Annotated in this window: 9 protein-coding genes; 4 read left to right on the top strand and 5 right to left on the bottom strand. The window is 65.5% G+C overall.

The window, feature by feature from the left end:
- Positions 1–182 precede the first annotated feature (182 nt).
- The 4 genes from opcM to DIE02_RS30620 are packed head-to-tail and all read right to left on the bottom strand — an operon-like array spanning position 183 to position 7,086.
- Positions 183–1,718 (bottom strand): multidrug efflux transporter outer membrane subunit OpcM, encoded by a 1,536-nt coding sequence (gene opcM / locus DIE02_RS30635; RefSeq protein WP_124530141.1) that lies wholly within the window; start codon positions 1,716–1,718, stop codon positions 183–185.
- A gap of 10 nt (positions 1,719–1,728) precedes the next feature.
- Positions 1,729–4,929: a multidrug efflux RND transporter permease subunit CeoB gene (gene ceoB, locus DIE02_RS30630; protein ID WP_124530140.1), complete on the bottom strand. Its 3,201-nt coding sequence runs from the start codon at positions 4,927–4,929 to the stop codon at positions 1,729–1,731.
- Positions 4,930–4,975: 46 nt separating this feature from the next.
- Complete coding sequence (ceoA, locus tag DIE02_RS30625; RefSeq protein WP_044845762.1) at positions 4,976–6,193, bottom strand: multidrug efflux RND transporter periplasmic adaptor subunit CeoA; 1,218 nt, start codon at positions 6,191–6,193, stop codon at positions 4,976–4,978.
- 32 nt (positions 6,194–6,225) lie between these two features.
- The gene (locus DIE02_RS30620; RefSeq protein WP_044845763.1) at positions 6,226–7,086 is read right to left on the bottom strand and encodes an alpha/beta hydrolase; all 861 of its coding nucleotides are present in this window, start codon (positions 7,084–7,086) and stop codon (positions 6,226–6,228) included.
- Positions 7,087–7,259: 173 nt separating this feature from the next.
- On the opposite strand from DIE02_RS30620, the gene ceoR reads away from it, so the two are divergent.
- Positions 7,260–8,264: a putative multidrug efflux transcriptional regulator CeoR gene (ceoR, locus tag DIE02_RS30615; protein ID WP_044845764.1), complete on the top strand. Its 1,005-nt coding sequence runs from the start codon at positions 7,260–7,262 to the stop codon at positions 8,262–8,264.
- Positions 8,265–8,680: 416 nt separating this feature from the next.
- Positions 8,681–8,977, top strand: coding sequence for a DUF4148 domain-containing protein (locus tag DIE02_RS30610; protein WP_044845765.1), 297 nt, complete (start codon positions 8,681–8,683; stop codon positions 8,975–8,977).
- Positions 8,978–9,204: 227 nt separating this feature from the next.
- On the opposite strand, the gene DIE02_RS36505 is transcribed toward DIE02_RS30610, so the two are convergent.
- The gene (locus tag DIE02_RS36505) at positions 9,205–9,363 is read right to left on the bottom strand and encodes a hypothetical protein (RefSeq protein WP_185702671.1); all 159 of its coding nucleotides are present in this window, start codon (positions 9,361–9,363) and stop codon (positions 9,205–9,207) included.
- A gap of 336 nt (positions 9,364–9,699) precedes the next feature.
- Here DIE02_RS36505 and DIE02_RS30600 point away from each other — a divergent pair, with 336 nt between their 5' ends.
- The gene (locus tag DIE02_RS30600) at positions 9,700–10,311 is read left to right on the top strand and encodes a M35 family metallo-endopeptidase (RefSeq protein ID WP_260426217.1); all 612 of its coding nucleotides are present in this window, start codon (positions 9,700–9,702) and stop codon (positions 10,309–10,311) included.
- A gap of 13 nt (positions 10,312–10,324) precedes the next feature.
- On the top strand, positions 10,325–11,083 hold the full coding sequence (locus DIE02_RS30595; RefSeq protein WP_124530139.1) for a hypothetical protein: 759 nt from the start codon (positions 10,325–10,327) through the stop codon (positions 11,081–11,083).
- Positions 11,084–11,114: the final 31 nt, after the last annotated feature.

Here is an 11,114-nt window from a genome sequence, read left to right as displayed (position 1 = left end):
AGTGCCTTACGATCGAGCAATTGCCTCTCCTGACGTCCTTAAAGTCAGGCGTCAGGTTACGCAATCGCTCCCAAACCATCCACGGTTTCCTGCGATGAACCAATAAAAAACCCCGATTCGTGTCGTCACGAACCGGGGTTTGTTCATCGACTGCTTCCTGCGGCGGCGATGCCGCCGCTGCATCAACGTGCGGCGACGTCCTCCTTGCCGGACGACGTGCCGCCGACCGCCGTCGGCGCCGCGCCCCATCCGCCGCCCAGCGCACGGATCAGGTTCACGGTCGACACGGCCTGCGCCCCGGTCAGCTGGTTCGCCTGCAATTGCGACTGCAGCACCGACCGTTCGCTGTCGATCACGTCGAGATAGGCCACTTCGCCTTCCTGATACTGCGTCCGCGACAGCGTCGCCGCACGGCGCGACGCATTGACGGCCGCATCCTGCGCGCGAATCTGGTCGTCGAGCAGACGCAGATCGGCGAGATTGTCCTCGACCTCGCGGAACGCGACGAGCACCTGCTGCCGGTAGTTCGCGACCTGCTCGTCGTACTGCGCGCGCGCCTGCTGCACGCCGGCCGCCCGCCGCCCGCCGTCGAACAGCGGCAGCGTCAGCGCGGTGCCGGCGAACGGCCCGAGCAGGAACGTGCGGCTCGACCACATGAACAGGTTGCCGAGCGTCGACGCCTCATAGCCGAATGCACCCGTGATATCCAGCTTCGGGAAGTACGCCGACTTCGCGAGACCGATCCGCGCGTTCGCGGCCGCCATCGCGCGCTCGGCCGCCGACACGTCCGGGCGGCGTTCGAGCAATGCCGACGGCAGACCCGGCGGGACCTTCACCGCGACCGGCACGATCGGCGTTTCCTTGAACGCGAAGTCCGCGGGCGCCTTGCCGAGCAGGATCGCGAGCGCATGCTCGGACGCCGCGCGCCGGCGCGCGACGCCGACCGCATCGGCCTGCGCGGTTGCCAGCTCGTTCTTCGCGCGCGACACGTCGAGCTCGCTGATGTCGCCTTCGTTGAAGCGGCGCTGTACGAGCTTCAGCGCCTGATCACGCAGTTCGACCGTGCGGCGGTACAGGTCCTGGTCCGAGTCGAGCTGGCGCAGTTCGAAGTAGTTCTGCGCGACGTCCGCCTGCAGCGCGAGCTGCACCGAGCGGAACAGCGCCTCGCTCTGCGCCTGGTCGGCACGCGACGCCTCGACGTTGCGGCTCACGCGGCCGAACAGGTCGGCCTCGTACGACACTGTGCCCTGCGCGCGCCACAGCGTCGCGGTGGTCGGGCCCGTGCCCTGCGGCTGGAACTGCGACGCCGACGACAGCCCTTCGCGCGTCGGCCCGAACCCGGCGCCGACCTGCGGGAACCACTGCGAGCGCGCGGTGCGGGTCGCCGCACGCGCTTCCTCGACGCGCGCCGCCGCGGCCTTCAGGTTCTGGTTCGCGGCGAGCGCCTGCGACTCGAGCGAGTCGAGCACCGGATCGCCGAACACCTTCCACCATTCGCCGCGATGCTCGCCGTCCGCCGGTTCGGCGGTCTTCCATGTGCCGGCCTGTTCGCCGGCCGCGAGCGTCGGCGCTTCCTTGAACGCCGCGGGCGTCGACACGTCCGGGCGCTTGTAGTCGGGTCCCACCGCGCACGCGGCGAGCAGCGTCGCGAGCAGGGTGCTCGCGGCCGCCACCTTCGCGAAGCGCATCAGGCCATTCGTGTTGTGCATGTTGTCCATCTTGTTGTCCTCAAGCATCCGTAGCCGGCGCACCGGAAGGCGACACGCCATAGCCGGCCGAGTCCTTGCCCGCGACGTGGATCTTGCCGCCCGCCAGCGTGCGCAGCACGACGTAGAACACCGGTGTCAGCATCAGCCCGAACAGCGTCACGCCGAGCATCCCGAAGAACACCGCGACACCCATCGCATGGCGCATTTCCGAACCCGCCCCCGTCGACGTGACGAGCGGCACGACACCCATGATGAAGGCGATCGATGTCATCAAAATCGGGCGCAGCCGCAGCCGGCTCGCCTCGATCGCGGCCTCGAGCGGCGTCCTGCCGTCATGCTCCAGTTCGCGTGCGAATTCGACGATCAGGATCGCGTTCTTCGCGGACAGCCCCACCAGCACCATCAAGCCGATCTGCGTGAAGATGTTGTTGTCGCCCTGCGTGAGCCACACACCCGTCAGCGCCGACAGAATGCTCATCGGCACGATCAGGATCACCGCGAGCGGCAGCGTCAGGCTTTCATACAGCGCGGCGAGCACGAGGAACACGAGCAGCACGCTGATCGGGAACACGTACATCGCCGAATCGCCTGCCAGGATCTGCTGGTACGTGAGGTCGGTCCATTCGAACCGCACGCCGCGCGGCAGCGTTTCATGCGCGATACGCTCGATCGCCGCCTGTGCCTGACCCGACGAGAAGCCCGGCGCCGGGCCGCCGTTGATGTCGGCTGCGGTGTAGCCGTTGTAGCGCACGACCATTTCCGGGCCGAACGTCGGCGTCACCGTGACGAGCGACGACAGCGGCACCATTTCGCCACGGTCGTTGCGGGTCTTCAGCTGCAGGATGTCGTCCGCGCGCTGACGGAACGGCGCGTCGGCCTGCACGCGCACCTGGTACACGCGTCCGAAGCGGTTGAAGTCGTTCACGTACAGCGAGCCGAGATACACCTGCATCGTGTTGAACACGTCGGTGACCGGCACGCCGAGCTGCTTCGCCTTCACGCGGTCGAGATCGACGTTGAGTTGCGGCACGTTGATCTGGTAGCTCGTGAACAGCGGGCCGAGTTCCGGCGCCTGCTGCGCGCGCTTGATGAAGTCGTTGGTCGCATCCGACAGCTTCGCGTAGCCGACCGCGCCACGATCCTCGATCTGCATCTTGAACCCGCCGAGCGTGCCGAGGCCGAGCACCGGCGGCGGCGGGAACACCGCGACGAACGAATCCTTGATCGCACCGTACTGCTGGTTCAGCGCACCGGCGATCGCACCGGCCGACAGCGCCTTGCCGTGCCGCTCCGAGAACGGCTTGAGCGTGACGAACACGATGCCCGCGCTCGAGCTGTTGGTGAAGCCGTTCACCGACAGCCCCGGGAACGCGACCGCGCTCTCGACGCCCGGCTGCTTCAGCGCGATCGAACCCATGTCGCGGATCACCTTCTCGGTGCGGTCGAGCGACGCGCCGTTCGGCAGCTGCGCGAACGCGATCAGGTATTCCTTGTCCTGCGCGGGCACGAAGCCGCCCGGCACGACCTTCGACACGAGCACGGTCGCACCCACCAGCACGAGGTACACGCCGAGCATCAGCGTCTTGCGCGACAGCACGCCGCGCACGCCGCGGCCGTAGTTCTCCGCGCCGCGATGGAACACCTTGTTGAAGCCGCGGAAGAAGCCGCCGAGCACGCGGTTCATCACGCGCGTGAGCCAGTCTTCCTTGTCGCCGTGGCCCTTCAGCAGGATCGCGGACAGCGCCGGCGACAGCGTCAGCGAGTTGAACGCCGAGATCACCGTCGAGATCGCGATCGTCATCGCGAACTGCTTGTAGAACTGGCCGGTCAGGCCCGACATGAACGCGAGCGGCACGAACACGGCGACGAGCGTCAGCGCGATCGCGATGATCGGCCCGCTCACTTCCTGCATCGCCTTGTAGGTCGCCGCCCGCGCGTTCATCCCGCTCTCGATGTTGCGCTCCACGTTCTCGACCACCACGATCGCATCGTCGACCACGATCCCGATCGCGAGCACCATCCCGAACAGCGACAGCGCGTTGATCGAATACCCGAACGCCAGCAGCAGCGAGAACGTGCCGATGATCGACACCGGCACCGCGATCAGCGGAATCAGCGACGCGCGCCAGGTCTGCAGGAACACGATCACGACGATCACGACCAGCGCGATCGCTTCGAGCAGCGTGTGCACCACGGCCTTGATCGACGAGCGCACGAACTGCGTCGGGTCATAGACGATCTTGTAGTCGACGCCGGCCGGCATGTCCTGCTTCAGCTCGGCCATCGTCTTGCGCACTTCGTCGGAGATCTGCAGCGAGTTCGCGCCCGGCGACTGGTTGATCGCCATCGCGACGGCCGGCTTGTTGTCGAGCAGCGAGCGCAGCCCGTACTCGGATGCGTCCAGCTCGATGCGCGCGATGTCGCGCAGATGCGTGACGCCGCCGTCCGGCGTCGTCTTCACGACGATGTCGCCGAACTCGTCTTCCGTCTGCAGACGGCCACGCGCGTTCACCGACAGTTGCAGCGGCGTGCCAGGCAGCGACGGCGACGCGCCGATCACGCCGGCCGCGACCTGCACGTTCTGCTCGCGGATCGCCTGCACGACGTCCTCGGCCGACAGTCCGCGCTGCGCGACCTTCTGCGGATCGAGCCACACGCGCATCGCGTAGTCGCCCGAACCCCACAGCTGCACCTGGCCGACGCCCTGGATCCGCGACAGGCGATCCTTCACGTTGATCAGCGCGTAGTTGCGCAGGTAGGTCATGTCGTAGCGGTTGTCCGGCGAGATCAGGTGGACCACCATCGTCAGCGTCGGCGAGCTCTTCACCGTGGTGATGCCGAGCCGCTGCACGTCTTCCGGCAGGCGCGGCAACGCCTGGTTCACGCGGTTCTGCACGAGCTGCGTGGCCTTGTCCGGATCGGTGCCGAGCTTGAACGTGACGGTGATCGTCATGTTGCCGTCGCTGTTCGCCTGCGACTGCATGTAGAGCATGTCCTCGACGCCGTTGATCTGCTCTTCCAGCGGCGACGCGACCGTCTCGGCGATCACTTTCGGGTTCGCGCCCGGATACTGCGCCTTCACGATCACGGACGGCGGCACGACTTCCGGATACTCCGAAATCGGCAGCAGGAACATCGCGATCACCCCGCCGAGCAGGACGATCACCGATAGGACTCCTGCAAAGATCGGCCGGTCGATAAAGAATTTGGAAATGTTCATGGGTTGCTCTGTCTGGTTGAACGCGGAAATCGAAGCGGCGGGCCGCTTACGATTCCGCCTTCGCCGGTGCGGCCGGCTTCGCGTTGTCCGCGAGCGGCGCGGACGGCGCATCGCCGCCCGTCATCGGGACCATGTGCGGCTTCACCTGCTCGCCCGGCCGCACGCGCTGCGTGCCGTTCACGATCACGCGATCGCCGGCGGCGAGGCCACTCACGATCACGCGCCGGTTGCCGTGCTGCATGCCCTGCTGCACTTCGCGATACGACACGCGGCCCTGCTGGTCGACGACGAACACGAACTTCTTGTCCTGGTCGGTGTTGATCGCCGCATCGTCGACGAGCAGCGCCTCGTGCGGTGCGCTGCCGCCCACCTTCACGCGCGCGTAGAGCCCGGGGACGAGCGTGCCGTCCGCGTTGTCGAAGCGCGCGCGCACGCGGATCGTGCCGGACGACGTGTCGAGCCGGTTGTCGACCGAGTCGATCTCGCCGCTGCGCGAGTAGCCGGTTTCATTCGCGAGGCCGAGCTCGACCGGCACCTTGCGGCCGTTGCGCGCGCCGTTGATGTATTGCAGGTAGGTCTGCTCGTCCGCGTCGAACGACGCGTAGATCGGCGACACCGACACCAGCGTCGTCAGCGGCGCGGCGGACGCGCCGGCCGACACGACGTTGCCGAGCGTGATTTCCGCGCGCGATACGCGGCCCGACACGGGTGCGGTGATGCGCGTATAGCCGAGGTTGATGCGCGCCGTTTCCAGCGCGGCTTCGGCGGCCTTCAGGTTCGCCGTCGCTTCGCGCGCCGCGTTCTGCTTTTCGTCGTAGTCGCGCTTCGCGATCGCGTTGTCGCCGATCAGCCGCTGCGCGCGCTGCCAGTCGCTTTGCGCATAGCCGTTGCGGGCCTGCGCGGCGGCGAGCTGCGCGGCCGCGCGGTCGGTTTCCGCCTGGTACGGGCGCGGATCGATCACGAACAGCACGTCGCCCTTCTTCACGAGCGCGCCGTCCTTGAAGTTCACCGCGACGATCGTGCCCGACACCTGCGGGCGCACGTCGACTTTCTCGACCGCCTCGAGGCGGCCCGAATAGCCTTGCCAGTCGGTGACGGTCTGCGGCACGACGGTCGCGACGTCGACTTCGGGCAGCGGCGCTGCCGCCTTTTCGGGCGCGTTCGCGTTCACGCGCATCGCGCCGAACGTGCCGAGGCCGACGACGGCGAGCGTCGCGATCGCCGCGGTCGCGATTCGGGAGCGGGAGGTGCGTAGGATGGCCATGTGGATCTCCAATAAGCGTGGATTGGTTCTGGTTATTCGGAACGGTTCGGCTGGCGCGCCTGGAAGCGGCACTGGAAGAAGCGCACGGCCTCCTCGAGCGCGGCCTCGTGCGTCGCGAGCGCCGCGTGCGTGACGTCCGGGTAGCGGATCACCTGCGTGAGCACGCCCGATGAAATCAGGCAGCCCGCATATTTCTCCGCTTCGACGTGCAGCACGTCGTTCTGCGCGGTGACGACGAGCGTCGGCGGCAGGCCCGCGAGGCGCACCGATTCGAGCGGCGCCGCATACGGGTGCATGCGCTGCGCCGCCTGCGGCAGATAGGCGCGATAACAGGCCGCGCATTCGCGCGCGGTGATGTCCGACGCAAGGCGTTCGGCGTCGCCGATGCGCGTCATGCTCGGGTCGAGCATCGGCCCGAACAGGGCCTGCGCGGCAATCGACACTTCGCCGCGATCGCGCGCGATGAACGCGAGACAGTTCGCGAGCTGGCCGCCCGCATCGTGCCCCGCGACGCCGATCTTCTTCGGATTGCCGCCGAACGCGCGGGCGCGCGTCGCGGCCCACACGGCCGCGCGATACGCATCCTCCGGCGCGGCCGGAAAAGGAAACGCCGGCGCGAGCGAATAATCGACCGACACTACGAGAGCCGGTAAGCGTTCTGCTAAAAAGCGCGCGGCGAAATCGGCGTCATCCAGCGTGCCACGCACGAAACCGCCGCCGTGGAAGTAAAGCACTACCGGCAATCCGGTCTTGTCCGCGCGCCGATAGAGGCGCAGCACGATGTCCTGCGCGTAGCCGGGGATTTCCACCTCCGCGACCGTCAGTGCCGCGCCAGCTCTGGCTTCGGCGGGCAACGCGGCTTTCAGGAATTTGCTGAATTCAGAAGCGTCCATGACGATGCAGCATCCATTTCGAGATGGAACGAATTCTGGGTCCGGCAGACATCCGGATAAATGCCTATAATCCGGCAACACAATTCAACGCCCCCGAACAATCCAGGCTGCGCTTACCCATGAGGTAGCGCAGCCTTGTCGTTCGGGCGGCAAATTAGATTGCGGAGGTTGTGATGGACCGGCTTCAGGCCATGCAGGTGTTTACTCGCGTCGTCGATACAAGCAGCTTCACCAAGGCAGCAGAGTCGCTCAGCCTGCCGCGGGCGTCCGTCACGACGATCATCCAGAATCTCGAAGCCTTCCTCGGCGTGCGGCTGATGCACCGGACCACGCGCCGGCTGTCGCTCACGCCGGACGGGGCCGCGTACTACGAACGCTGCGTGCGGATCCTCGCCGATGTCGAGGAAACCGAAGCAAGCTTCCAGAACAACAACCGCAAGCCGCACGGAAAGTTGCGTATCGACATGCCGGGCTCGATCGGGCGGCTGCTGGTGATTCCGTCGCTGTGCGAATTCCACACGCGCTATCCGGACATCGACCTGCAGCTCGGCCTGTCCGACCGGCCGGTCGACCTGCTGCAGGAAGGCGTCGACTGCGTGATCCGCGTCGGTGCGCTGCAGGATTCGTCGCTGGTTGCGCGCCGGGTCGGATTGTTCGAGTGCGTGTCGGTCGCTGCGCCCGCGTATCTCGAGAAGTTCGGCGAGCCGCGGACGATCGAGGATCTGAACGACCACAAGGCCGTCAACTACTTCTCGAGCCGCACGGGCCGCACGATCGACTGGACGTTCCTGACCGACGGCAAGGAAGTCGAGGTCAAGATGAACGCGATCGTGTCGGTCAACGATGCCGATGCGTACGTGACGTGCGGGCTCGAAGGCTTCGGCCTGATCCAGCCGCCGCTGTTCATGGTGCTGCCGCACCTGCGCGACGGCCGGCTCAAGGAAGTGCTGCCCGGCCTCAAGCCGCTGCCGATGCCGATCTCGGTCGTGTATCCGCACAGCCGGCACCTGTCGCCGAAGGTACGCGTGTTCGTCGACTGGATCGCCGAAGTGTTCGACCGCTGCCCGCTGCTGAGCGGCAAGGGCAGCCTCGACGCGACGTGCAGCAAGCGCACGTTCGAGGAAGCCGAGCGCGCACCGGCGCTCGACACGCCGGTCATCAACGAATGGGTCGCGTAATCGTCTGAACCGCGGCGCGCGGGCTGTGCGGCCCGCGCGCCGTCCTGCCTTCGCGCCGCCACGGCGTCACGTTCGTGCCGCCTCCCCCGCCGCACAGCGCCTTTCCTGAATCCGCATCACACCTTTGCGCCGTGCGCGGCAATCAGCCGCGTGCGTGACGACGCGCGTCGCGCTAAATCGCCGGGAGCCCCGCTGCAGGCGGCTGTGCGCGATTTTCGAGTAACCCTGCCGACAGTACGGATCGCGATTGTTCCACCATCACGACAATTCAATTCGCGTCAGCCGCATTTATCGCGCCGGAACGTCCCCCTAGAGTAAACCCTGTCGCGCACCTCGTTGCGCATCGAACAGATCCCGCTTGACGGGACCGGAGCAAGCGCCGACGCGCCAACTCCGACCAACACAGGAGTTACGTCATGAACCGCCGCCATCTTCTCTCCGCCGTCGCCCTCGCACTCGCCGTGTCCGCACCGGCCTTCGCCGATACGACCACCCCGCACGCAGGCGACTACGCGAACACGTCGTGGTACACGCAGCACAACAACGGCCCGCGCACGCGCGCCGAAGTCAGCGCGGAAGTCGAGCAGGCCCGCCGCGACGGCACGCTGGCCTGGCTGCGCAAGGCGAATTCGTATCCGCAAGGGCTCGAACTCGCGCAAGGCCCGTATCGCCCGACACCGGAAGGCAATCAGCTCGCCGGCGCAGGCCGTTGAGCATCGGTCAACGCGCAACGCCGCGCAGCGGATGATCCGCGGCGCGGCATCGAGACACCGCCATCGAACACCCGATTAGTCAGTTAGTTGCAGGAGCCTGTGATGAACGATCAACTTCCTTCGCCGCTCGATCATTGGGACGACACGACGCCCGTCTGGACGCCGTTCCGTTCCGCGCCGCACGCGCATTGAACTTCGCGTCGATCTCTCACTGAAGACGCTGGCCGTCACCGGCGCGGCACGCCGTCGCGCCATTCGCCCCAGTGCGTAACGATGTCCTGAACGAGCGGATTGCCCGCGCGGTACAGGTTTTCGGTCGCCGGGGCGAAGCGTCGGCCACTACGGCATATTTGTGCCGTAGTCACTGCACCAGTGTAGCGACACAATTGGTGACGTTATCCAAGGTCAATCCAGCGACCAAGTCGCATCCATGCCCGATACAGCGATTGACACGAGCTGATTAGTCTGCCGGTCGCGTTTGCCGTCGTAGTCGATGGTCGATCGGCTGCATATTGCATGTCCAGCGGGCTCAATCCAGATCATCACGCCGGTTGAGCCAGCGAAAGGTTGCTTGTTCGCCGCAAGAACCCGCCGTCTTTCCCACCTTCCATTCACACTTCCCAATACTCATTCGTTGCATCGACCGAAATCTGGTACACCTTCGGTCCTACTTCAGGCACTTAGCATCAGCACTCCAAATGATATCCATATGGAGAGTGCCTATGACAACATCGCCACTGCCTGGTGTATCTCTCGACGGACCACCCATCTGTCCGAACATGACGGACGCGGCGTTCAGGAAACGGATGCTCGAATTGCGGGACGAAGCAGTCGAGATCACACTGCGACGGCGCAGGGAACTGATGCTCTGGAACCCGGCCACGGAAGCACGAGTGATCGAGTGGTTCGGCTCGGCAAATAGCGATACAAGACGCAGACTTACTTCAGGGCTCGACGCCCTCGCCAGGGTGATGGCCACGCTCGGGCCAGAAAATTTCGTCCGCATCGGTTCCGATGCCGACCGCGCAACAGGATGTCTTCCAAACATGAAACATCTCGACGCCGAGGTCGCGCATGTCTGTCGCTCCGACACCGCAACTCATACAATCGCCATCAATCTCCCGTTCTGCTCGCTACCCGAGCGATCAGCCGGGAACCTCTCCTCGCAGCAATTGACCATCGTTCACGAATGCGCGCATTTTGCAGACACTTTCGACGCGGGCGACCATCCAGCGGCATACGGTCGACGGGCCAGCGCCCAGTTCGCGAAACGCTACCCGGGCATGGCGATCGGTAATGCAGACAACATCGCGTGGTTCATTCTGGCACGTTGAATCGGAGCAACTCATGCGACGTGCCCTCTCTGTCATATTCGGCGCCCTCCTGTCACTCCCGATACAGGCCAATGCGTGCAAGGTCCTGTTGACCGACAGCATGGAACTGCCGCTGAATTCGACCGAAATCGCCAACAGCGACAGACTCTCCGTCGTCAGACACTACCTGACCGCCAGGGAATGGACGCGCGAAGGGGCGGCGGTCTCGATCGACGCGACGGCCTACGATTGGGAAAGCCGCCCTAATCAACTCGCGCGGCAACGCGGTGCGCAGATGAAATCGTTTCTCGTGCAACTCGGAATGTCGCCCGACGACATTTACATCGACGAGCGAATCGTGTCGCGCAGGAACGGCAAGCTCGATCCCGATGACAGGAAGCAGCTTTGGGTCCAGTTCGTCCCGAAATGCCCGCCTGCGGGCTGTCAGAGTCTTTGCAACTCGGCAGGTACGCCCGGTGTCGCCAGTCATGCACCGACACCCGAAATGCCGGGGCCCGAGCCCGACTCGAGCCGCTTTTCATGCGGCGACAGTCGGGAACCCACGTCGGCACGTTTCGTGACAACGGAGCGCTGGACCGCACGCACGCGCAACCAGACCTTGCTTTTGCGAAATCAAGACCACCGGCTGCTAACGCATACCTGCTACCGGATCAGCACCAGTGCCACGCAATACATCGGCATGACGGACGAGCACGGTGAGACTGCGCCCATGCAGCTATTGGGGCCGGAATATACGCGCATCGAACTCAAACTCGCGCGCCCCGGCCCGTGATCCTCCGCAGCCGGTCCCGCGGGCCCCAATC

This window comes from Burkholderia sp. Bp8991, from assembly GCF_003853795.1.
Lineage (GTDB): Bacteria > Pseudomonadota > Gammaproteobacteria > Burkholderiales > Burkholderiaceae > Burkholderia.
This window is presented reverse-complemented; position numbering and strand designations above follow the sequence as displayed.

Excerpts from the sequence above, each read along its gene's own strand:
- ceoB (WP_124530140.1), bottom strand. The coding sequence starts at position 4,929 with ATGAACATTTCCAAATTCTTTATCGACCGGCCGATCTTTGCAGGAGTC.
- DIE02_RS30595 (WP_124530139.1), top strand. The coding sequence starts at position 10,325 with ATGCGACGTGCCCTCTCTGTCATATTCGGCGCCCTCCTGTCACTCCCG.
- DIE02_RS30610 (WP_044845765.1), top strand. The coding sequence starts at position 8,681 with ATGAACCGCCGCCATCTTCTCTCCGCCGTCGCCCTCGCACTCGCCGTG.
- DIE02_RS30600 (WP_260426217.1), top strand. The coding sequence starts at position 9,700 with ATGACAACATCGCCACTGCCTGGTGTATCTCTCGACGGACCACCCATC.
- DIE02_RS30620 (WP_044845763.1), bottom strand. The coding sequence starts at position 7,086 with ATGGACGCTTCTGAATTCAGCAAATTCCTGAAAGCCGCGTTGCCCGCC.
- ceoR (WP_044845764.1), top strand. The coding sequence starts at position 7,260 with ATGGACCGGCTTCAGGCCATGCAGGTGTTTACTCGCGTCGTCGATACA.
- ceoA (WP_044845762.1), bottom strand. The coding sequence starts at position 6,193 with ATGGCCATCCTACGCACCTCCCGCTCCCGAATCGCGACCGCGGCGATC.
- opcM (WP_124530141.1), bottom strand. The coding sequence starts at position 1,718 with ATGGACAACATGCACAACACGAATGGCCTGATGCGCTTCGCGAAGGTG.